The sequence below is a fragment of the Sphingobium sp. BS19 genome (assembly GCF_027925545.1).
In the GTDB taxonomy this organism is placed as follows: domain Bacteria; phylum Pseudomonadota; class Alphaproteobacteria; order Sphingomonadales; family Sphingomonadaceae; genus Sphingobium.
Genome location: NZ_BSEF01000012.1, coordinates 51,213 through 69,944 on the forward strand (window position 1 = coordinate 51,213; position 18,732 = coordinate 69,944).

The 18,732-nt window shown below is 58.7% G+C and carries 30 protein-coding genes, 2 tRNA genes and 1 pseudogene; 25 read left to right on the forward strand and 8 right to left on the reverse strand.

Features of this window, described 5'->3' with window-relative positions; all coding sequences use genetic code 11:
* Window positions 1–53 precede the first annotated feature (53 nt).
* Both QMG56_RS15115 and QMG56_RS15120 read right to left on the reverse strand, forming a co-directional pair.
* Complete coding sequence (locus tag QMG56_RS15115; protein WP_281823115.1) at window positions 54–440, reverse strand: hypothetical protein; 387 nt, start codon at window positions 438–440, stop codon at window positions 54–56.
* A complete protein-coding gene (locus QMG56_RS15120; protein ID WP_281823116.1) occupies window positions 437–646 on the reverse strand; it encodes a hypothetical protein in 210 nt (69 codons plus the stop codon). Before QMG56_RS15120 ends, QMG56_RS15115 begins: the two co-directional genes overlap by 4 nt.
* A gap of 96 nt (window positions 647–742) precedes the next feature.
* On the opposite strand from QMG56_RS15120, the gene QMG56_RS15125 reads away from it, so the two are divergent.
* From QMG56_RS15125 to QMG56_RS15210, 19 genes and pseudogenes are all read left to right on the forward strand, one after another.
* Entirely contained in the window at window positions 743–1,357 is a 615-nt protein-coding gene (locus QMG56_RS15125) for a helix-turn-helix domain-containing protein (RefSeq protein WP_281823117.1), read from the forward strand.
* 94 nt (window positions 1,358–1,451) lie between these two features.
* A complete protein-coding gene (locus QMG56_RS15130; protein ID WP_281823118.1) occupies window positions 1,452–1,787 on the forward strand; it encodes a hypothetical protein in 336 nt (111 codons plus the stop codon).
* A complete protein-coding gene (locus tag QMG56_RS15135) occupies window positions 1,784–2,167 on the forward strand; it encodes a hypothetical protein (protein ID WP_281823119.1) in 384 nt (127 codons plus the stop codon). Before QMG56_RS15130 ends, QMG56_RS15135 begins: the two co-directional genes overlap by 4 nt.
* Complete coding sequence (locus QMG56_RS15140) at window positions 2,164–2,331, forward strand: hypothetical protein (RefSeq protein ID WP_281823120.1); 168 nt, start codon at window positions 2,164–2,166, stop codon at window positions 2,329–2,331. The genes QMG56_RS15135 and QMG56_RS15140 overlap by 4 nt, the downstream gene beginning before the upstream one ends.
* Window positions 2,324–2,596, forward strand: a complete 273-nt coding sequence (locus QMG56_RS15145) for a hypothetical protein (RefSeq protein WP_281823121.1) — start codon at window positions 2,324–2,326, stop codon at window positions 2,594–2,596. The genes QMG56_RS15140 and QMG56_RS15145 overlap by 8 nt, the downstream gene beginning before the upstream one ends.
* Entirely contained in the window at window positions 2,589–2,843 is a 255-nt protein-coding gene (locus QMG56_RS15150; protein ID WP_281823122.1) for a hypothetical protein, read from the forward strand. The genes QMG56_RS15145 and QMG56_RS15150 overlap by 8 nt, the downstream gene beginning before the upstream one ends.
* Before the next feature lie 5 nt (window positions 2,844–2,848).
* A complete protein-coding gene (locus QMG56_RS15155) occupies window positions 2,849–3,145 on the forward strand; it encodes a hypothetical protein (RefSeq protein WP_281823123.1) in 297 nt (98 codons plus the stop codon).
* A 112-nt stretch (window positions 3,146–3,257) separates the two neighbouring features.
* Window positions 3,258–3,560, forward strand: coding sequence for a hypothetical protein (locus tag QMG56_RS15160; RefSeq protein WP_281823124.1), 303 nt, complete (start codon window positions 3,258–3,260; stop codon window positions 3,558–3,560).
* A gap of 80 nt (window positions 3,561–3,640) precedes the next feature.
* On the forward strand, window positions 3,641–4,726 hold the full coding sequence (locus QMG56_RS15165; protein ID WP_281823125.1) for a hypothetical protein: 1,086 nt from the start codon (window positions 3,641–3,643) through the stop codon (window positions 4,724–4,726).
* A 3-nt stretch (window positions 4,727–4,729) separates the two neighbouring features.
* Window positions 4,730–5,503, forward strand: coding sequence for a lambda exonuclease family protein (locus QMG56_RS15170; protein ID WP_281823126.1), 774 nt, complete (start codon window positions 4,730–4,732; stop codon window positions 5,501–5,503).
* The gene (locus QMG56_RS15175) at window positions 5,500–6,201 is read left to right on the forward strand and encodes an exonuclease domain-containing protein (RefSeq protein WP_281823127.1); all 702 of its coding nucleotides are present in this window, start codon (window positions 5,500–5,502) and stop codon (window positions 6,199–6,201) included. The genes QMG56_RS15170 and QMG56_RS15175 overlap by 4 nt, the downstream gene beginning before the upstream one ends.
* Complete coding sequence (locus QMG56_RS15180) at window positions 6,198–6,857, forward strand: hypothetical protein (protein ID WP_281823128.1); 660 nt, start codon at window positions 6,198–6,200, stop codon at window positions 6,855–6,857. Before QMG56_RS15175 ends, QMG56_RS15180 begins: the two co-directional genes overlap by 4 nt.
* A complete protein-coding gene (locus QMG56_RS15185) occupies window positions 6,857–7,063 on the forward strand; it encodes a hypothetical protein (RefSeq protein WP_281823129.1) in 207 nt (68 codons plus the stop codon). The genes QMG56_RS15180 and QMG56_RS15185 overlap by 1 nt, the downstream gene beginning before the upstream one ends.
* A gap of 68 nt (window positions 7,064–7,131) precedes the next feature.
* Window positions 7,132–7,368 carry a hypothetical protein gene (locus tag QMG56_RS15190; RefSeq protein ID WP_281823130.1) on the forward strand — a complete coding sequence of 79 codons (237 nt, stop codon included), beginning with the start codon at window positions 7,132–7,134 and terminating at the stop codon, window positions 7,366–7,368.
* A gap of 192 nt (window positions 7,369–7,560) precedes the next feature.
* The gene (locus QMG56_RS15195; protein WP_281823131.1) at window positions 7,561–7,845 is read left to right on the forward strand and encodes a hypothetical protein; all 285 of its coding nucleotides are present in this window, start codon (window positions 7,561–7,563) and stop codon (window positions 7,843–7,845) included.
* A gap of 138 nt (window positions 7,846–7,983) precedes the next feature.
* Entirely contained in the window at window positions 7,984–8,226 is a 243-nt protein-coding gene (locus tag QMG56_RS15200; protein WP_281823132.1) for a hypothetical protein, read from the forward strand.
* Window positions 8,216–8,455: a hypothetical protein gene (locus QMG56_RS15205; RefSeq protein ID WP_281823133.1), complete on the forward strand. Its 240-nt coding sequence runs from the start codon at window positions 8,216–8,218 to the stop codon at window positions 8,453–8,455. The genes QMG56_RS15200 and QMG56_RS15205 overlap by 11 nt, the downstream gene beginning before the upstream one ends.
* A gap of 5 nt (window positions 8,456–8,460) precedes the next feature.
* Window positions 8,461–8,607, forward strand: a pseudogene (locus QMG56_RS23505) (excisionase family DNA-binding protein); the annotation flags it as partial.
* A 14-nt stretch (window positions 8,608–8,621) separates the two neighbouring features.
* Complete coding sequence (locus tag QMG56_RS15210; protein ID WP_281823134.1) at window positions 8,622–9,602, forward strand: site-specific integrase; 981 nt, start codon at window positions 8,622–8,624, stop codon at window positions 9,600–9,602.
* Window positions 9,603–9,687: 85 nt separating this feature from the next.
* On the opposite strand, the gene QMG56_RS15215 is transcribed toward QMG56_RS15210, so the two are convergent.
* Window positions 9,688–9,764: transfer RNA gene (locus QMG56_RS15215), tRNA-Pro, on the reverse strand.
* A gap of 116 nt (window positions 9,765–9,880) precedes the next feature.
* Window positions 9,881–10,288 (reverse strand): JAB domain-containing protein, encoded by a 408-nt coding sequence (locus QMG56_RS15220; protein ID WP_281823135.1) that lies wholly within the window; start codon window positions 10,286–10,288, stop codon window positions 9,881–9,883.
* Window positions 10,289–10,378: 90 nt separating this feature from the next.
* Between QMG56_RS15220 and thyA the strand changes: the two genes are divergently transcribed.
* The 4 genes from thyA (at window position 10,379) to QMG56_RS15240 (ending at window position 15,023) form a co-directional block, all read left to right on the forward strand.
* Window positions 10,379–11,311, forward strand: coding sequence for a thymidylate synthase (thyA, locus tag QMG56_RS15225; RefSeq protein WP_281823136.1), 933 nt, complete (start codon window positions 10,379–10,381; stop codon window positions 11,309–11,311).
* A 101-nt stretch (window positions 11,312–11,412) separates the two neighbouring features.
* Window positions 11,413–12,687 (forward strand): 3-methyl-2-oxobutanoate dehydrogenase (2-methylpropanoyl-transferring) subunit alpha, encoded by a 1,275-nt coding sequence (locus tag QMG56_RS15230; RefSeq protein ID WP_281823137.1) that lies wholly within the window; start codon window positions 11,413–11,415, stop codon window positions 12,685–12,687.
* A 38-nt stretch (window positions 12,688–12,725) separates the two neighbouring features.
* Complete coding sequence (locus tag QMG56_RS15235; protein ID WP_281823176.1) at window positions 12,726–13,730, forward strand: alpha-ketoacid dehydrogenase subunit beta; 1,005 nt, start codon at window positions 12,726–12,728, stop codon at window positions 13,728–13,730.
* Between the two features lie 6 nt (window positions 13,731–13,736).
* Complete coding sequence (locus QMG56_RS15240; RefSeq protein ID WP_281823138.1) at window positions 13,737–15,023, forward strand: dihydrolipoamide acetyltransferase family protein; 1,287 nt, start codon at window positions 13,737–13,739, stop codon at window positions 15,021–15,023.
* A 3-nt stretch (window positions 15,024–15,026) separates the two neighbouring features.
* On the opposite strand, the gene QMG56_RS15245 is transcribed toward QMG56_RS15240, so the two are convergent.
* Together QMG56_RS15245 and QMG56_RS15250 are read right to left on the reverse strand one after the other, a co-directional pair.
* Window positions 15,027–15,806: an SDR family oxidoreductase gene (locus QMG56_RS15245; protein ID WP_281823139.1), complete on the reverse strand. Its 780-nt coding sequence runs from the start codon at window positions 15,804–15,806 to the stop codon at window positions 15,027–15,029.
* Window positions 15,807–15,862: 56 nt separating this feature from the next.
* Window positions 15,863–16,330 (reverse strand): hypothetical protein, encoded by a 468-nt coding sequence (locus QMG56_RS15250; RefSeq protein WP_281823140.1) that lies wholly within the window; start codon window positions 16,328–16,330, stop codon window positions 15,863–15,865.
* A 134-nt stretch (window positions 16,331–16,464) separates the two neighbouring features.
* Here QMG56_RS15250 and QMG56_RS15255 point away from each other — a divergent pair, with 134 nt between their 5' ends.
* Both QMG56_RS15255 and QMG56_RS15260 read left to right on the forward strand, forming a co-directional pair.
* Entirely contained in the window at window positions 16,465–17,625 is a 1,161-nt protein-coding gene (locus QMG56_RS15255) for an AI-2E family transporter (protein ID WP_230189246.1), read from the forward strand.
* A gap of 43 nt (window positions 17,626–17,668) precedes the next feature.
* Window positions 17,669–17,745 (forward strand) — tRNA-Asp (locus QMG56_RS15260).
* A gap of 76 nt (window positions 17,746–17,821) precedes the next feature.
* Here the strand turns inward: QMG56_RS15260 and QMG56_RS15265 are convergent.
* Complete coding sequence (locus tag QMG56_RS15265) at window positions 17,822–18,058, reverse strand: DUF2842 domain-containing protein (protein ID WP_230189247.1); 237 nt, start codon at window positions 18,056–18,058, stop codon at window positions 17,822–17,824.
* On the reverse strand, window positions 18,055–18,645 hold the full coding sequence (locus QMG56_RS15270) for a 5-formyltetrahydrofolate cyclo-ligase (protein ID WP_281823141.1): 591 nt from the start codon (window positions 18,643–18,645) through the stop codon (window positions 18,055–18,057). Before QMG56_RS15270 ends, QMG56_RS15265 begins: the two co-directional genes overlap by 4 nt.
* Between the last annotated feature and the right edge of the window lie 87 nt (window positions 18,646–18,732).

An 18,732-nucleotide genomic window follows, 5' to 3' on the forward strand; every position in this document is an offset into this window, starting at 1 on the left:
CAGGATGAGCCATGCGATGAGCAGGGATGCGGATATTTCTGGGGGGAGGGTGGTCATGCTGCCCTCGCTGATTTGCGGGCAAGGTCGCCCCAATGAGCGATGGAGGCTTTCGTCTGGTACGCTTTAGTGACGCACCACCCGCGCTGGATGATCATGTCATCGCGAAACGTCCCGGCGTTCACATGGTCGATGATGGCCAGCAATTCCGGCACGGGATCAAACCATTCGTGGCCAAGGTGATGTGGCTCAAAATGCGCGTGAAAGCGCGCTTCGTAACTGTTTGCGCAACGCGGGGTGCGCCATTCTGCTATGCAGGCAATCTCTACGCCGTTCCGGCGCGTGATATCTATGGCCCTTGCTTCACCGCCGCGCCAGCTTGTGCCGATCTTGATCGGGCCGTTGCCATCCTTGCGGCGCAGGAAATAGACGAAGGTACTCATGCCGCCCTCTCCGCAGGACGGTAGGTGGCCATTTCGCGCCTGATCTTGGCTTCCGTTTCCGGCCAAAGGCGACGCGGCCTCTTGCCTCCCTCACCCTTGAGCTGTGAGACGAGGTTTTTGTCATTCAGCGTCATCACCCCGAATTGGCTTTCGCTCATATGGTGAGTGCTGCAGAACGCCTTGATATCTGTGAGCAGGTTCGACATGGCGAATTAATGGGGGAAATATCCCCCGCCGTCAATACCCTTCGTGGGATATTTCGTGAATCACAGCGCGACCGGCGATTATGCAATACGGATCGCATGGCGAACATCGACGCAATCAGGGCGGCTATTGAGGCCGCCATGCAGGAAAAGGGTTTCAGCAGGCGCAGCTTGTCGAAAGCTGCAGACCTGTCGGAAAGCGCCGTGCGCGATCTTCTAACACGCACCGATAATCCTGGTATCGGCACACTCCGTAAGGTGGCGGAGGCTTTGGAGATGCCTGTTGACCGATTGACCGGATCGGCGCTTATGGTTCCCGTACTTGGTAATATCGGGGCGGGTGGAGAGGTGCTGTTCTTAACAGACCCAGACGTTGAACTGTCTGGCATGGCGTCATTCGACACCGTGCCGCGACCACCGCTGGTAACTGGACGGTTGATGGCGCTATGCGTCGTCGGCGCTTCGATGCTGCCAAAGTATGAGGATGGCGACATTATCTATGTGCGCCGCGACCATGACGGAATCCTGCCCGCGTACCTCAACCGATACTGCGCCGTCCGCACTGCCGACGAGGGCACTTATCTAAAAATTCTTTCCGCTGGCAGTGAGGCGGATCGCTACACCCTGCGATCATTGAACGCCCCTGACATGGAAAATGTCGAGGTTTCATGGGCCGCGCCCGTGCTTTTCGTGATGCCGAAACAGGCCACGTAAATAAATAGGGGAAATATCCCCCAACGCTATTGACGCAGGGGGAAATATCCCCCATACCTGACCTCCAACAGCCACTCATGGCTTGGAGGTTCAGATGGCACAGACATCCACAAGTAAGCAACTTACAGCCGCACAGCGCAAGACGCTGAACGCCGCTGAAAGCATTTTGGTCGATTTGCTGACCAACGAACAAGAAACTCTCATGTTCAGCCTGCACGGAAGCTGGGAGCGCATATCCGTAACATTCTTCGATGCTGAGAAAATGCAGCACGGGTCGATATGGCCTCTTGGCGAAGAGAAGGGTCTCGCTGCCAAAATCGAGCGGGTCATCGAATTGCAGGCAAGCTGCGAAAGCAACGCCGATGCTGCCAAGGCCCGCCGAATTGAGCGCCTGCGCAAAGAGTTGGCTGATCTGGGTGAGGCAGCATGAACGCCTTCACCTCAATAACCCGCGCCAACCCGCCCGCCACAACGCGCCCGTTGAAGTTCGATGGATTCAGCACGGCGGCAGACATCGCCAAGGCAACGCTGCTTATCAATACCTACAATCAGCGCATCCAGTTAGCGCGGGAAGAATTGGCAAGCGTCCGTCCATTGCTGAACCGTTTCGCCCACGACCGGATTGAGCGTGATCTTGGCTCTTGCCGCGCCATTATCCGGCAGATCGGCAGCGGATTTCTGAGTGCACGGGTGACGCTAGGCAACCTGTCTCTGCACGGCCCCCGCATTGAATACGCGATTACCGCTGTCGAGCGCGCTGTTGCCGCTCTGGATACCGCCGCTGCTTCTGAACGGCGGGCTGCGATATGATTATCGACATCGACTGCCCGCTTTGCCGAGGCAACGGCAGCATTGAAACCGGCGAGATGGAAAACGGCCCCGCTGGCATTGGCTTTGAAACCATCGACTGCCCCCGCTGCGGCGGAACTGGCGCGGTTGCCCATGATCTAAACGAGGATTGCGACGATGAATAACTTTCGCATTTCGAAGGACTATCAGGGTTTTAATACCCTGCGCACTGGTGACATTGACGATGCACCGGATAGCGACTTGATCGCCTCTGTGTGGGATGATGACTCCCTACCGCTGCTGGCTAATGCGCCCGCTCTGTTAGCCCTTGTTCACCAGTATCGCAGCGACCTTTTGTATCCGCCAAGTGATGACAGCCGTGAACGCCGGATTGCAGCGATTGATGCGGTTTTGGCTGCTGTTGGGAATGGGGAGAATGGTCGTGGGTGAGTTTACGATTGGCGAACGCGGCCAGATCATGTCCGGCGCGCGGACTGTGGCGCAGATGATTATCACGAACCACAACCGTAAGCAGATGATGGCAGAGCGCGATCTGTTTTTGGCCGCGCCTGACCTTCTGGCTGCGCTGCAAGGGCTGCTGAACGCGCTGGATAGCTGTGTAGACCTAACACCGGAAGTGATCAGGAAAGCAGAAACGGCAGTGGCCAAGGCTCTCGGTCAGGAGGCGGGGAAGTGAGTGACATGCCTGACACTCATATCAATGCGCTGCAATGGCTTGCAGATCGCGGAGGCGAGGGCGTTATCGACCAATACGGCGCGATAGTAGCGCAAGGCGAACGTATGTCGGCAGGTTCCGCGCCAGTGTGGCTTCGGCTGTTCACGACCGAGCATGTATCCAGCGCAGGTCGCAACAGGATACGCCTAACTGACGAAGGGCGTTCTCAGACACGTTCACGCGGAAACCCGACCTACACCGCTTGGGACGAATGGAAACGTCAACTCGACGAGGACGAAATGGGCGGGGGTCCATACGGATGACCCGCAATCAATACGCCCTCCACCTTATCCGCAACGCCCTTACCCCGGCGTTACCCGCAACCTTAATCGTCCTTGCGCTGCTGATTGGCGCGCTGGGGATGGGAGAGTGACAATGCATTATTTCAACGGCTTTGTTCCTGACCGCGAATGTGACGCCTGCAACGGGCATGGCGAAGTCTGCGGCGTCAATCCCAACCATCGTTCGCGCTTTGTCGGATATGATGATCTTTCGCCAGGTGATTTTACAGTCGAATGCCAAGCCTGCGCTGGCACTGGATACGTCCCGATGACGCAAGAGGAAATTGACGACGCTGCGGCGGATGCTTTTTCCGACATGTGCGAAGGCGAACCTCCGATGACCATGAACGAGCGCCATCAGCTTGCATGGGCGCAAAAGCAGGAGTTGCACAAGTGACCACTCTAACCATCCCCACCCCCCTAGACACCCTTCTGACCCAAGCTGAAAACGCAAAGGCGGAACACGAAGGAGCCACCATGGCCACGCAACCCCTATTCGAAACTGGCACGGACGTTGTTCCTGCCAACGCCAATACCGCAGTCGCCGTTCTGTTCGACGCGGACAAGTTCGATGCCTTCTATGCCAAGCTAAAAGCGGATGTCGAAGCTACGCCAGTCGATCTGACCACGGACAAGGGCCGCAAAGCCATTGCATCGGCGGCGGCAAAGGTGCGCACCGAAAAAGCCAGCATCGACAAGGATCGGCTACGGCTGACCAAGGAATGGCGCGATAATACGGCCAAGGTCAACGGTGCCTGGAAGGGCATTGAAACCCGCATGGATGCGCTGGCCATCGAAGCCCGCAAGCCGCTGACCGAATGGGAACAGGCTGAGGCTGATCGCAAAACCAAGTGCGACGCCATCATCAACAGGCTGGCACTGGATGGCATGGTATCGCTGGACGATAGTGCCGCCGATGTCCGGACGCGCGGTGAAGCTGTTTGGAATACCCAGATCGATCCTGAGTTGTTTGGTGATCAGGCCACCGTCGCGGAAGCTGCCAAGGCCCACGCCATTGCGACGCTTAAGACTGCGCTGGCGCGTCTGACCCGTGAAGAGGAAGAACGCGCGGAACTGGAAAAGCTGCGGGCGGAAGCTGCCGAGCGCGAACGTGCGGAAGCCGCGGCGCGCGAGAAGGTCGCGCGAGAAGCTGCTGAGGCGGCTGAAATTGAACGCCAGAAAGCCCGCGTTGCCGCTGAGGAAAAGGCCGAGGCTGAACGCATTGAGCGCGCCAAGGAAATGGCCGCACAGGCCGCGCAACAGGAAGTCCAGCGCAAAGCCGACGAAGCCCGCGCAGCTATGCAGGCAGAGCATGAAAAGGCTTTGCAGGCAGAACGTGACCGGGCCGCTGAGATTGAGCGCGCGGCACAGGTTGAGCGGGATCGCTTAGCCAAAGAAGCCGACGAACAAGCTAAGCGCGACCGTGATCAGAAGCACAAGACCGCCGTCATGCGCGCCGCAAAAGAGTCGATAATGACGTGTGGAGCCGACGAAGAAACCGCCAAGAAGATCGTGCTGCTGATCCGTAGCGGCGATGTCCCCAACGTAACGCTGAGGTTTTGAGCCATGACGAACAATCCCTTTTCGCTCGATTATGTTGAGCCGCAATCTGCCGCGCTCGATTATGAAGCCGATACTGCGCCGCCAGTTAAAGCTAACGGCCACGCCATCTACCACGATGATCTGATCCAAGGCAGTGATGAATGGCTGGCGGCGCGATGTGGCGTGATCACTGCCTCAGAAATGAAGCATCTGCTTACAGTCAAGTCACTCAGGAAGTCGGACAACGATAAGACGCGACAGCACGTTTATGAGATTCTTTTTCAGCGCGAAACCGGATTTGTCGAGCCTCAATATGTGTCCGACGCAATGCTTCGCGGCCAAGAGGATGAGATATACGCCCGCGCTGCATACGAGGAACATTACGCGCCAGTCGTGGAAACGGGGTTCATTACCAACGACAAATGGGGCTTCACCATTGGGTACAGCCCTGATGGTCTGGTCGGCGATGACGGCCTGATCGAGGTGAAGTCGCGCGCTGGGAAGTATCAGGTTCAGACTATCGCGGAGAATGAGGTCCCGGAGGATTATATCCTCCAGTTGCAGACCGGGCTTCTGGTCAGTGAGCGCAAATGGATCGACTTTATTTCATATTCAGGCGGCTTGCCGATGTTCGTCAAGCGGGTTGAGGCTGATCCCCTAATTCAAGGCGCAATCCTTGCCGCCTGTTCAGATTTTGAAGCCCGCGTAAGCCAAAAACGCACAGAGTACCGTGCCACACTGCTCGGGCAGAAGTTCATTCCAACCGAGCGCCGTGAATCGATGGAGATAATCTTATGACTATCATTCGCGTCATTGACTTTGAAACGACCGGGACGGAGCCGCCAGAAGCGGAGGTTTGCGAGGTCGGAACGTGCGATCTGCATCTTGAAAAACGGGAAATCGAAATCCCAGCTACATGGATGTGTGGCGTCAAGTCCATGCCTCCAGAGGTGCGCGCGGTCCACCATATCAGTCTTGCAGAATGTGAAGGCTGGGACGCCTTCAACTCCGACACGATGTTTGCGCGGTCTAATGTCGCGGATGCCATAGCGGCACACAACGCGGAGTTTGAAACCAAGTTTTTCACCTCTCCGGTTCCCGTCATCTGCACTTACAAGGCCGCGCTCAGGGTCTGGCCCGACGCCCCTAGCCATAGCAATGGCGTGCTGCGGTACTGGCTGCAAGACCAAGACAAGATCGCGCCTAATCATGTCATGACGCAACCCGCGCACCGCGCCGGTCCAGACGCCTACGTGACCGCGCACATTCTGCTTGCCCTCTTTGATGCAGGCGCAACGGGCCGCGACATGATCGCGTGGACCAAAGAGCCGCGCCTGTTGCCGACATGCCCGATTGGCAAGTTTCGCGGCAAACCTTGGTCGGAAGTCGAAGGCGGTTTCCTTGGCTGGATGCTGCGTCAGGAAGGCATGGAAGAAGATTTGAAATGGAATGCGAGACGCGAAATTGCGCGCCGCGATGAAGGAGTAAGAGCATGAACGATATGGTAGATATGGCCCAATTCGTAGAAGCGAAATCGGACCAACTGAATGCAGATGATCTGATCGGTGCACCCCGCACAATCACCATCCGGCGCGTGACAGGCAATGACGGCGATCAGCCTGTTTCGATCTTCTATGATGGCGACAACAACAAGCCGTTCAAGCCCTGCAAGACTATCCGCCGCATCTTGATGGGCGTCTGGGGCCGCTATGCCAGTGAGTATGTCGGCAAGTCGATGACGATCTACCGCGACGACAGCGTGACATTCGGCGGGCTTGCAACAGGCGGTATTCGCATCAGCCACATGAGCCACATCGAAAAGGAGACGGTCGTCGTCGTCATGAAGTCGAAGGGCAAGAAGGATGGCGTCAAAATCCTGCCCCTCATCATGGAGCAAAAAGCCGACGCCGCAGCAGAATGGGCCGCAAAGCACATTAGCGAACTTGGCCAGCAAGACGATCTGGACGCGCTCAACAATCACATTGCTGCCGGTGAAAAGGCAGTTGCACGTCTAAAGGCAAACCGCCCCGAACTGCACACCAAGGTCATCGCCGCCTACGACCTACGCCGCGACATGCTCACCCCGGCAGAGGGCAAGCCTGAGACGGATATGGGCGAGGCACACAATGATGCTGATGGGGTAGACTTCTAATGCCCCCATCCGGCACCCGCAAACGCATCCTAGCGCGCCTGCAACATGGCGATTGGGTAACAGGCCGCGAACTGCACAAGGTTGCGGCGCCGTCCGGTTCGCTGGCCAATATCCGGGTGCAGATCCAGGCATTGCGCGAACAGGGATACGACATCGAGGGCGATCACGTCGGGCCTAAGTCTAAGGGCTATCGGCTGTCGCAATAACTCCCCCGCCGCCATCCCGGCAAATCATCCCCACAGAGGCTGGAAGCTGTGGGGGAAAGGTAGAGAAGATGAATACGGTAGATTCAACGAGCGACGAACGGACGGTTAACAACGTGATGCGCCACGCATATCGCGTCCTGTCCGATGACGAGAAGGCGCAGATGCAGGCGATCAAGGATGCCGGTCTGTCATTTCATAACATGCTGACGGACATCGGGCAGGGTCTTGGATCGCGCGAATTGTCGATTGCCAAGACCAAGATCGAAGAAGCGGTCATGTGGGGCGTGAAGCACATCACCACCTAGATTTTCCACCAAGGGAGCGCCGGGAACCTAACAAGACCCGGCGCAGATACAGATGCTTACCCCCGACCCCATCCGCGCCGCCCGTCGCGCGACAGCCCTTGCCTTGATGAGCAAGCCACCCAAGCCGCATGTCGAAGCAGCGCCGGGACACAGGCAATGGTCCTGCCCGGTTAGCGTTAGGAGGATGGGGAGGTGAAGCCTACCGAACTGTTCGACCTGTGCATGGATGCCATCGAGCGCTTCAACAAAGGCGAGATGATTGCTGACAAGCCTTTTGTGATGCTGGTCGTGCCCAAAGCCACTTGCCCGCGTGGCGATACGATAACGCTCTATGGACGAACTGGTCCGCGTGGCCGTGTCGCGACCGTTAAAGAACGCGACGGCAAGTTCGATGTCGTCGCTTATTTCCCCGCCGTGCCGATCATTGAAAGCATCGCTGCCGAGATAGGCGCTAAAGTCAAAGTGAGGCGCAAATGAGCAAGCACCACTACTTCACCAGTTGCGCCGAATGCGAGAAGCCAGAATCGAACGCGAAAGGCTTGTGCCAGGATTGCGCCCTCCTCCCGCAATACGCGGACGAACGCCTTGTCGATGATGTGGGGAGGGAGGGGGAAGATGAGTAGTCCTATTCGTGTCGCAACAGCAGTGCTATCGGAGCGCATCTTCGCCGGTCGTCCAACCAAGGATGGTAGGGGCTTCAAAGAGCCGCGCTACGATGTGACCAGCGATGTTCTGCAAGCCATCCGCGACAAGGTTGGCATCGGCAATGAAATTGAAGTGGCAAGCAATGGCGTTGTCGAGTTTCGCATCGCCGTGTTGCCCCCACTCGCACCGGAGCAACCCAGCCATGATGATTGAAAAGATCGCGAGGGCTATGGGAGAGACCGGGCCAGGTCGCGATGATATCGTGTCCACATGGCTGACAGCAAAAGAGTTGCACGACTGTGCCCGCGCCGCGCTGAAAGAATTACTTACCCCGACGCCGGAGATGATTGCAGCAGGCCAGCAATGTGAGGCGCTTGGCGGCGATGGCGGGCAGATTTACCGTGCCATGATCCAAGCAGCACTTCATGGAGAGGGGCGGTGACGGCTGTGGCGCGCAACCTGGCGACACCATACACGGTCCCAAACCTTGCAGCACGCTGGGGATGCAGCGAAGGGTTGATCCGCAAGATGATCGACCGGAAACAACTGCGGGCGTTCCGGCTTGGCATCCTGATCCGCATACCCGCCGAAGAGGTCGAGAAAATCGAATGTCAGAATACACCGTCCAGCGATTCCGAGGGGGATACGCACTTGTCTGGCACGTCGACGGCAAGCGTCGGAGAAAGCAACTCTGCGCCGAGGATCGCCAGAGCGCGGAGGCGGAAGCGCGTCGTGAATGGCAGGCCGGAAGCGACGAGCCGTGGACCATCGGACGCATAGTGGAAGCCTATATTGCCTCTCTTGAACTTGACCACAAGCCGTCGACGCAGCGCCGCAAGGATGCGTGGAAGGCGATGCGGCTGTTCTTTGAGCGCGGCAACCCGGATCTGGTCGACCAGCAAATGTGTCGCGGCTATGCAGCACAGCGCAAGGCTGGCCCGTCGACGGTGCGCTATGAACTGCTGATGCTGTCGACCGCTATAGGCTGGGCGCGCAAAGCGAAGTTTACCGAGGCGCGGCCTGAAATGTGGTTGCCGCCTACCGCAGAGCGTAAGGTGCGCCACCTATCGCATGCGCAATTCGAAACATTTTATTCCGCCGTGCGCGCACCGCATGCTCGTCTCTATGTGCTGCTTGGCCTCTTCACTATGGCGCGGCCATCGGCCATCCTGGAACTGACATGGGATCGCGTCGACTTTGATCGCGGCCTGATCGACCTCAACGCAGATGGCCGACGCCAGACGGCGAAGCGTCGCCCGGTCATATCCATGAACGAAGAACTGCGCGAAGCCCTGCAAGCTGCCTTCAAGGCGCGGCAGATCGCCAACGTGATCGAGCGGGGTGGAAAGCCTGTCGCCAACATCAAGAAGGCGTTTCAGGCGGCAAGCGAACGAAGCGGTATCTATGTCACGCCCTACACCCTTCGCCACACCGGCGCGGTCTGGGCAGCGGAGGGCGGGATCAGCATGCCCGAACTGGCGCAGTACATGGGACACGATGACGATTCGACCACGCAACGCCACTACAGCAGGTTCAGTCCCGGCTATCTGGTGAAGGTCGCGAATGCGGTTCAAAGGAGGAAAATATGAACCCCAAGGTTCAATTTGTGGCGACAACCCCTGTCTCCCGTGCTACACAAGTAGACGGAAAACAGGCGGTTTCACTAGAATTTGTTGGTCGGGGAAAGAGGATTCGAACCTCCGGCCCCTGCCTCCCGAAGACAGTGCTCTACCAGGCTGAGCTATTCCCCGACCGATGCGGAACCGCGACGAAGCGATCCCGACAAGGCAGGCGGCGGTCTATAGTTGTGGGTAGCCCCTGTGGCAAGCGCCCGTGGTGCCTTTTTTCCGACGTGCGAACATTGGCTTTACAGGAGACCATTCTCGCGGAAGCTGAAGCTTGTTTCCGTGGTCACGATAATGTGATCGAGCAGTTTCATTTCGAGCATCCGCAGCATCCGACATAGCATACGCGTTACCTGAATATCCGCGTCGCTGGGGTTGGGATCGCCCGATGGATGGTTGTGCATCAGCACGGCGCCGCGACAATCTGCTATAAGCGCCTGCAGAACGATGTCCCGCCACGGCAAGCGCAACTGATCTGTCCCGCCCGCATATTCGAGCCGGTCCAGAGTATGGCCCTTGGCGTCCAGCAACAGGATAATCGCCGTTTCGACGGTATCGGTCGTGTGTTTAGGCCGGATTGGCTTGCCATTATATCGCATTCCAGGACGGTGCAGCCACTGCAACGCATTCGCCAGAGGTAACACATCCATTATGGATCAGTAAGATGAACGGTGTGTTCGGTTGGATACGCGCCGCCGGTGCGTTAGACATGCGGCATACGCAGATTCGAAAGCACGCCTTTGTCCGATACGCCGCATTACGAACAACAATATCTCGACCTGATGCGCCATATCTGGACGCAGGGCGATGAGCGTGTCGATCGGACGGGGGTGGGTACGCGATCTGTTTTCGGTGCGACCATGCGGTTCAGCCTGGCCGATAACGCCATTCCCTTGCTGACGACGAAGCGCGTTTACTGGAAAGTAGCGGCGCGGGAGATGCTCTGGTTCCTGACCGGCGATACCAACATTCGTTCTTTGGTGGAGCAGGGGGTACATATCTGGACCGACTGGCCGCTCGACAGCTATCGTAAGGCGACAGGCGAGGATATCGATCGCGACGCCTTCGAAGCGCGCATTATCGCGGATGACGCTTTTGCCGCCCAATGGGGCGATCTGGGGCCAGTCTATGGTGCGCAGTGGACGAACTGGCCGCTCTATGAGCCTGCGGGCGACAATATGTTTCGGCGGGCAGAGCGGGGCCATAATCAGATAGCGGAACTGGTCGATTCGATCCGTAAAACGCCCGGTTCACGCCGCCTTCTGTTTACGGGCTGGAACGTGGCGGAAGTGCCCAACATGGCGCTTCCTCCGTGCCACATGACCTATCAATTCCATGTCGCAAATGGGAAGCTGTCAGGCCTGCTGTTTCAGCGCAGTTGCGATTTGGGGTTGGGCTTTGCGTTCAACATCTTTGGCTTGTCGATGTTGACGCGGATGCTGGCGCAACAAACCGACCTTGAACCCGGCGAGGTCGTTTGGTCGGGAGGCGACGTGCACTTGTACCTCAACCATGCCGACCTTGTCGAAGCGCAACTGGCCCGCAAGCCGACAGGCGCACCCAAACTCACAATAAGTCGACACGCGAAAAACATATTTGACTATAAAATCGAGGACTTTGTCGTGTCTGAGTATGCCCCTCAGGCGGCCCTGTCGGCTCCGGTTGCCGTCTAGAAATTTTAGGTCAGGAACACTTGCCTTTTTTGCAGGTCGTAATATTATAGCGTCATAGAGCAACAATGTTGCGCCGCAATAGAATGGCGCGTGGAGCAGCGATGACCGATCACCGCGACAATCAGCGTAACATGCCGCCTTTGACGCTGCACGTTCCAGAGCCGAAGTTTCGGCCGGGCGACGTCGCAGACTTTAGCGATATCGACGTTCCGGCCGCCGGTGTAACGCCCCGGCCCGACGAAACCGCCGCAGCAGGATCGATGCGTGATCTTGCCTATGGACTGGTTAGGGTGCTGGACGACGAGGCGCGCGCTGTAGGACCGTGGAACCCCAATCTCAGCCCGGATGTGGCGCTGAAGATCCTGCGCTCGATGGCGCTGACCCGCGCCTTCGACGAGCGCATGTTCCGTGCGCAGCGGCAGGGCAAAACCAGCTTTTATATGAAGTGCACGGGCGAAGAGGCCGTGGCCGTAGCTGCTGCGCACGCGCTGGCCAGCGACGACATGTGTTTCCCCAGCTATCGTCAGCAGGGGCTGTTGATCGCCCGCGACTGGTCGCTGGTCGACATGATGAACCAGATCTACTCGAATCGCGCCGACCGCATGAAGGGCAGGCAATTGCCGATCATGTACTCGGTGCGCGACGCGGGATTCTTTTCGATTTCCGGCAATTTGACCACGCAATGGCCGCAAGCGGTCGGCTGGGCGATGGCGAGTGCGGCACGGGGTGACACGCGCATTGCCGCGACGTGGTGTGGTGAGGGATCGACCGCGGAAGGCGACTTCCATTCGGCATGCACGTTTGCCAGCGTGTATCGAGCGCCCGTCATCTTGAATATCGTGAATAATCAGTGGGCTATCAGCAGCTTCTCAGGATTTGCGGGTGGTGAGAATACCACCTTCGCCGCGCGCGGCGTAGGCTATGGCATCGCCAGCCTGCGCGTGGATGGCAATGATGCGCTGGCCGTCTATGCCGCCACCCGCTGGGCAGCGGATCGCGCGCGCAGCAACGCAGGGCCGACGCTGATCGAACATTTCACCTATCGCGCAGAAGGACACAGCACCTCTGACGATCCCGGCCAATACCGCTCCGCCGACGAAGGCAGTGCCTGGCCGCTGGGCGATCCGATCGCACGGCTGAAGGCGCATGTCATCGGGCTGGGTGTCTGGGATGACGAACGCCACGCTGCGATGGATCTGGAGTTAGCATCCATTGTGAAGGACGCGGCGCGCGAAGCGGAAAAGAACGGAATTCTCGGTCACGGCATGCACCAGCCTTTCGAAACGATGTTCGAGGACGTGTTCGAAGACATGCCATGGCATCTGAAGGAACAGCTCGACATGGCGCTGGGCGAGAAAAAGGCGGCTGGACTGTGAGCGAGGTCATCACCGAAACCGTGGCCGACGCCACGCAGATGAACATGATCCAAGCGATCAACAGCGCGCTCGACGTCATGATGGATCGCGATCCTGATGTCGTCGTGATGGGCGAGGATGTCGGCTTTTTCGGCGGGGTGTTCCGCGCGACGGCGGGCCTTCAGAAGAAATATGGCAAGAACCGGGTGTTTGATACGCCGATCACCGAATGCGGCATCATCGGCGTCGCGGTGGGCATGGGCGCCTATGGTCTGCGTCCGGTGCCTGAGATACAGTTCGCGGACTATATTTACCCTGCGCTCGATCAGTTGGTGTCGGAGGCGGCGCGATTGCGCTATCGTTCGGCAGGCGAATTTATCGCGCCGATGACGGTTCGCTCCCCCTTTGGCGGGGGCATTTTTGGCGGCCAGACGCATAGTCAGTCCCCCGAAGGTATCTTTACCCATGTGTCGGGCATCAAGACAGTCATTCCCGCGACGCCTTATGACGCCAAGGGACTGCTGATCGCAGCAATCGAGGATAATGATCCGACGATCTTCTTCGAACCCAAGCGCATCTATAACGGCCCGTTCGATGGGCATTATGACCGTCCTTCGCGCAACTGGGGCGGCCATCCCGACGCGCAGGTGCCGGAAGGCTATTACAAAATCCCGCTGGGCAAGGCGCGGATCGCACGCGCTGGCGAGGCGCTGACGATCCTGTGCTACGGCACTATGGTGCATGTGGTTGCCAGCACGGTCGAGGAAATGGGCATCGACGCGGAAATCATCGATCTGCGTACGCTCGTACCGCTGGATATCGAAGCGATTGAAGCCTCGGTAAAGAAAACCGGCCATTGCCTGATCGTGCATGAAGCAACGCGCACCAGTGGCTTTGGCGCGGAGCTTTCGGCCTTGGTGCAGGAGCGGTGCTTCTATCACCTCGAAGCACCGATTGAACGGGTCACCGGTTTCGACACGCCTTATCCGCACAGTCTGGAGTGGGCTTATTTCCCCGGACCGATCCGCATTCGCGATGCCATCAACAAGATCATGAAGGACTAACGGGCCATGGCACGTTTCACATTCACGCTTCCCGACATTGGCGAAGGCATTTCCGAAGCAGAGATCGTTGCATGGCATGTGGCGGTGGGCGACCGGGTCGAGGAAGATCAGGGTCTCGCCGACATGATGACGGACAAGGCGACGGTCGAACTGGAATCTCCGGTGGCGGGAACTGTTGTCGAACTGGCAGGCGAACCGGGGGATCAGGTGTCCATCGGTGCGATGCTGGTGGTGATCGAGACCGAAGGTGAGGTCGAGATTGAAACGCCGTCGGAGGAGATCGTCGAGGCTGAGAATCCCGGCGTTGAGGAAGTTGCCCCAGCGGGCGAAGACAGTGCTCCTACGGAAGCAGGGGTACAGAGCGACAAAGTTGAACCCTCGAACCCGGGGCTCCTGCTTACGCAGGAGCACGTCATGCCAGAAAGCAAGGCTGTGACTGTCCTCGCGTCGCCCGCCGTGCGCGCACGCGCCAAGGAACTGGGCGTCGATCTGTCGCAGGTCCGCACGACGGCTGACCGCATCCGCCACAGCGATCTCGATGCGTTTCTGCTCTATGGGCAGGGTGATGGCTACCGTCCTGCCGGTGCCTCACGCAAGCGTCCGGATGAGCCCATCAAGGTTATCGGGATGCGCCGCCGGATTGCCGAGAATATGGCGGCATCCAAGCGCAACATCCCGCATTTCACTTATGTCGAGGAAATCGACGTCACCTTGCTGGAAGCGATGCGCGCGGACCTTAACGCCAATCGCGGCGACCGCCCGAAGCTGACGCTTTTGCCGCTCATCATAGTGGCGGTGTGCAAGGCTATCCCCGATTTCCCGATGATCAACGCGCGTTATGACGACGAGGCGGGGATCGTGACGCGGCATGGGTCGGTCCATCTCGGTATGGCGACGCAGACCGATGCGGGCCTGATGGTCCCTGTCATCCGTGACGCGCAGGACCGCAATGTATGGCAGTTGGCGAGCGAAATCCGTCGCCTGTCGGACGCTGCGCGCAGTGGCAAGGCCAAGTCGGAGGAACTCTCCGGATCGACGCTAACCCTGACTTCGCTTGGCCCGCTGGGCGGCATTGCGACCACGCCGGTCATTAATCGCCCCGAAGTCGCGATTATCGGTCCCAATCGCGTGATCGAACGTCCTGTCATCCGCGATGGTGAAATCGTCGCAGCGAAGCTGATGAACCTGTCGATCAGTTGCGATCATCGCGTCGTCGATGGCTGGGATGCGGCCAGTTACGTGCAGGCGCTACGCAAGCTGCTCGAAACGCCGGTGCTGCTATTCGATAACTAGGGGTTAACCGCGGCCCTTTTGCAATCGCGCGGCCATGCCGCGCGCCAAGCCTCTGGGAATGAAGCGAAGTCCGGCGACCATCAGCTTGTTCGACAGGCCGGCCACGGCGACGGCTTTGTTGTCACGCAGTGCTGCCATGCCGTCACGCACGACGTCTTTGGCGGTGGATACGTTCATCTGGAAGAGGCGACTGTTGGTCAGTCCGGCAACGGCGGCAAATTCGGTATCGGTCGGGCCGGGGCACAGTGCGCTCACACGAACGCCTCTGTCCTTCACCTCTTCGTGCAGCGCCTGGGACAGGCTGAGCACGAACGCCTTCGTCGCGTAATAGGTGCTCATATACGGTCCGGGTAAAAATCCGGCGACCGAAGCCAGGTTGAGGATCGCACCATTCTTCTGCGCGATCATGGCGGGCAAAGCGCGATGGCACAGGGCCATCAAAGTCCGGCAATTGAGGTCGACCATCTCTGACTGCATAGTCAGATCAAGCTCGGCAAATGCGCCGCGCGCGCCGAAACCGGCATTATTGATTAAAGTGTCGATGACGATGCCCTGCTGCTCGAGTTGGGCAAACAGCATTTCAGGCGCATCGGCAGCAGCCAGATCGAGAGCAATCGGCAGCACCTGGGTTCCGAATCGGGATCGCAAATCTGCCGCGATGGCGTCCAGCCTGTCTCTACGCCGCGCGACGATAACCAGCGGGCGTCCTTCTGCTGCCAGGGCTTCGGCGAACAACGTGCCTAGTCCGGCAGAGGCACCGGTAACAAGTGCGTAAGGCAGCATGTGCGTTCCCCTATCCGCGAAGCTGCGTCATAGGGGTTTTTGTCCGGTCGGGAAAGCTACCGTACGGTTGCACGATAGCTGATGCGGCCTTCGTCGCCGGGACGGATGGCTTGCGGCGCGGTCCAGCGGACATGTGTGACGTCATCGGCGGTGGCACGGCGAACGCCGCCCAGGGGCGTTGCGACTGTCATCCCCGTCAATCGGCCCCAATTGCGGCCATTGTCTATCGACACCTGCATGTCGGGATGGTTGGGATCTACGCGCAAAGACGCCGGTATGGGATTGGTGACGGCAAAGCCGTCGACTGGCGCGGCACTGTTGTTGCGATAGCGTACCACGAACACGAGTCGGTCGCCTCTACTGATCTGACCCGGAGCCGCAAGCACCCGCCGCGCATTGCCGTTTACGTCGGTCGTCACTTTCTCGACAAATGTCTGCGCGGCCAGCGTGACAGCGGGTTTTCCTGCAAAGGCGGGACCGGTGGCGAGCGAAGCTATGACGGAAAAGGCAGCGAAGCGGAGCATGAGTACCTTGCATTTTTGATGGCAGGCATGGGTGTAGCAAGCGGCTTCCAAAAATATGGTTAATGCTGATTGCGCGCATTGGAGGCGGACATGGTGTAGTGCATAGAGAACAAAGCCATATTGCCGGAGCCGTTGTGTCCCAAAAACCGAATGACAGGGCGGAAATCGACCGCAGGCGGGATCGCCTACTTGCTTCGCTGGCGCTGATCGCCGGCGTCGGCCTGATGCTGGCGATCCCTTTCGCGCTTCGGGCAGGGGCGGAGTTCTTTCTCCCGCTGACAGCCGCGCTGGTGATCGCGATTGCGCTGGTCCCGTTGCTCGAATGGATGGAACGGCGTCGTTTTCCATCCGCTCTGGCCGCACTGATCGCGGTGATCGTGTTCCTGATCGTCGCGAATACGGCGCTCGTGCTGATCGTCGTCCCGGCAACGGATTGGTTTGGCATCCTGCCGTCACGCATCGGGCAGATTCAATCCAATCTGGCCCCCGTGATCGACATTTACTCTCAACTCGAAAAATTTCTTGATGAAACGGTGCAGATGCTCGCCACCGGGCCCGTCGCAGCAGCGCAGACCGCTGCATTTGCCGCGCCCCGGTCGCTGCTTCAATTTGCGGCGACGTCGGCGCCGTCAGCGCTTATCCAGACATTTTTCGCTTTGCTGGCGATTTACTTCTTTCTAGCGGGCTGGACCAAGCTGCGCAAGAAAACCATCAGTAGCCGCGATAGCTATGACGGCGCGTTGGCGATTGCACGCGTGATCCAGAACGTCGTCGATTCGACATCGGCTTATGTGCTCACCATCGCGACGATCAACTTGAGCCTCGGGGCCGCAGTAGCTCTTTCGCTCTATCTGGTGGGGATGCCATCGCCTTTGATGTGGGGCGGTATCGTCGCGCTGCTCAACTTCGTGCCCTATTTCGGACCGATCCTTGCCGCCGTGCTGCTCGCTCTGGGCGGCCTGATGGTCTTCAACGACGTGTGGATCGCATTGCTCCCGGCCGCAATTCAGATCGGTTTTCATCTGGTTGAAGCGAACGTGATTACGCCGCTGGTGCTGGGCCGCCGCCTCACGATGAACCCGCTGCTGATTCTCGTATCGCTCAGCTTCTGGGGATGGGTGTGGGGCACGCCTGGCGCGCTGTTGGCGGTGCCGTTGCTGATCATTATTCAGACTGTCGCCGCTGCGGCTGGAAAGCCCGATATTGCTGGTTTCCTGTTCGAAGCTGGCACGCTGACGGCAACGCCACGCCATGAAAATCACGATAATCTAAAAGAGGATGCGCAGGACGGTTGACAGGTCAGGCCCGCTCTTATAGTTGGCCCCCTCCACACCGAACGCGGGTGTAGCTCAGTTGGTTAGAGCGCCGGCCTGTCACGCCGGAGGTCGCGGGTTCAAGTCCCGTCACTCGCGCCATTTTCCCTGTAAATAAGGTGAAAATGGCACCGCGTTCCACTTGGTATAACCCACCTTTTTGTTGATCGCGAACGCGCTAAGCGCGCCAGCGAAAACGACCGGTTTCCATCCATGCGAGCAGCGGCTTGAGCGGTAATATCCAGACGATTCCCGCAACGACATAGATCGGGATCTGCGCGATCATGGGCAACTGCCCGATCCACGGCGAACAGCTACCCACGATGACCGCCCAGACGGTGATTATGCCAAGGATGAGCAACATGCCGACCGGCTTGCGCCAGCTTGGTTGCGGCGGTGTCGGATAGCTGTTCATGCCTGCGCCCCTTCGATGAAGCTGGTTTCCGTCAATACCGCGTCCAGCGGGAGATCCCACGGGTCCATCGGAACATGCGCCAATTGTTGTACGGACCATGCAATTCCAATCCGCAAGGAATCGGGATGGCGCGCAAAGGCACGGTCATAATATCCGCCGCCCTGACCAAGCCGCCCCATGGCCAGATCGAACGCCAGTAAAGGTGCAATGATCACATCAGGCGCCACTATTTGGCTGCCGGATGCCGGATGACTGGTGCCAAATGGCCCGGACACCAAAGCATCCTCAGGCGTCCAGCGGCAAAACTCCATACTCCCGAGCCGGTCGAGCGCGCGAGGCAAAGCGACTGTCTTGCCGCGGGCGATCAAAGCGTGCGCCAGCCTTTGCGCCGGCGCTTCGTCATCCATCGCGACGTATAGTGCGATCGTATCGTGGGCGCCGATCCGGTCGGCCAAGGGCGATGGCAGCACCTTGAACGCCAGCCGATGGGCGAGGGGGTCTAGGCCAGCTACGAAGGTACGGCGTCGATTCCGTGCCTCGTCGCGCAAAGTCTGCTTGTCGCTCAATGAAAAATTGTCCCGTCGCATCTGGGCCGTGGAAGGGTGGCGGGACCGCCTCGGCCGTTTGCTGGAATATCCTCTGACGCCTCAACGTCAGGTGGGGACCATGTAAGT

Bases quoted from the DNA above. Each gene is read 5' to 3' on its own strand.
- QMG56_RS15240 (WP_281823138.1), top strand. From the start codon at position 13,737: ATGGCACGTTTCACATTCACGCTTCCCGACATTGGCGAAGGCATTTCC.
- QMG56_RS15185 (WP_281823129.1), top strand. From the start codon at position 6,857: ATGCCCCCATCCGGCACCCGCAAACGCATCCTAGCGCGCCTGCAACAT.
- QMG56_RS15140 (WP_281823120.1), top strand. From the start codon at position 2,164: ATGATTATCGACATCGACTGCCCGCTTTGCCGAGGCAACGGCAGCATT.
- QMG56_RS15125 (WP_281823117.1), top strand. From the start codon at position 743: ATGGCGAACATCGACGCAATCAGGGCGGCTATTGAGGCCGCCATGCAG.
- QMG56_RS15120 (WP_281823116.1), bottom strand. From the start codon at position 646: ATGTCGAACCTGCTCACAGATATCAAGGCGTTCTGCAGCACTCACCAT.
- QMG56_RS15265 (WP_230189247.1), bottom strand. From the start codon at position 18,058: ATGAACAGCTATCCGACACCGCCGCAACCAAGCTGGCGCAAGCCGGTC.
- QMG56_RS15205 (WP_281823133.1), top strand. From the start codon at position 8,216: ATGATGATTGAAAAGATCGCGAGGGCTATGGGAGAGACCGGGCCAGGT.
- QMG56_RS15250 (WP_281823140.1), bottom strand. From the start codon at position 16,330: ATGCTCCGCTTCGCTGCCTTTTCCGTCATAGCTTCGCTCGCCACCGGT.
- QMG56_RS15170 (WP_281823126.1), top strand. From the start codon at position 4,730: ATGACGAACAATCCCTTTTCGCTCGATTATGTTGAGCCGCAATCTGCC.
- QMG56_RS15115 (WP_281823115.1), bottom strand. From the start codon at position 440: ATGAGTACCTTCGTCTATTTCCTGCGCCGCAAGGATGGCAACGGCCCG.
- QMG56_RS15190 (WP_281823130.1), top strand. From the start codon at position 7,132: ATGAATACGGTAGATTCAACGAGCGACGAACGGACGGTTAACAACGTG.
- QMG56_RS15175 (WP_281823127.1), top strand. From the start codon at position 5,500: ATGACTATCATTCGCGTCATTGACTTTGAAACGACCGGGACGGAGCCG.
- QMG56_RS15135 (WP_281823119.1), top strand. From the start codon at position 1,784: ATGAACGCCTTCACCTCAATAACCCGCGCCAACCCGCCCGCCACAACG.
- QMG56_RS15155 (WP_281823123.1), top strand. From the start codon at position 2,849: ATGCCTGACACTCATATCAATGCGCTGCAATGGCTTGCAGATCGCGGA.
- QMG56_RS15235 (WP_281823176.1), top strand. From the start codon at position 12,726: ATGAACATGATCCAAGCGATCAACAGCGCGCTCGACGTCATGATGGAT.
- QMG56_RS15145 (WP_281823121.1), top strand. From the start codon at position 2,324: ATGAATAACTTTCGCATTTCGAAGGACTATCAGGGTTTTAATACCCTG.
- QMG56_RS15245 (WP_281823139.1), bottom strand. From the start codon at position 15,806: ATGCTGCCTTACGCACTTGTTACCGGTGCCTCTGCCGGACTAGGCACG.
- QMG56_RS15230 (WP_281823137.1), top strand. From the start codon at position 11,413: ATGACCGATCACCGCGACAATCAGCGTAACATGCCGCCTTTGACGCTG.
- QMG56_RS15220 (WP_281823135.1), bottom strand. From the start codon at position 10,288: ATGGATGTGTTACCTCTGGCGAATGCGTTGCAGTGGCTGCACCGTCCT.
- QMG56_RS15130 (WP_281823118.1), top strand. From the start codon at position 1,452: ATGGCACAGACATCCACAAGTAAGCAACTTACAGCCGCACAGCGCAAG.
- QMG56_RS15210 (WP_281823134.1), top strand. From the start codon at position 8,622: ATGTCAGAATACACCGTCCAGCGATTCCGAGGGGGATACGCACTTGTC.
- QMG56_RS15160 (WP_281823124.1), top strand. From the start codon at position 3,258: ATGCATTATTTCAACGGCTTTGTTCCTGACCGCGAATGTGACGCCTGC.
- QMG56_RS15200 (WP_281823132.1), top strand. From the start codon at position 7,984: ATGAGTAGTCCTATTCGTGTCGCAACAGCAGTGCTATCGGAGCGCATC.
- QMG56_RS15270 (WP_281823141.1), bottom strand. From the start codon at position 18,645: ATGCGACGGGACAATTTTTCATTGAGCGACAAGCAGACTTTGCGCGAC.
- QMG56_RS15180 (WP_281823128.1), top strand. From the start codon at position 6,198: ATGAACGATATGGTAGATATGGCCCAATTCGTAGAAGCGAAATCGGAC.
- QMG56_RS15165 (WP_281823125.1), top strand. From the start codon at position 3,641: ATGGCCACGCAACCCCTATTCGAAACTGGCACGGACGTTGTTCCTGCC.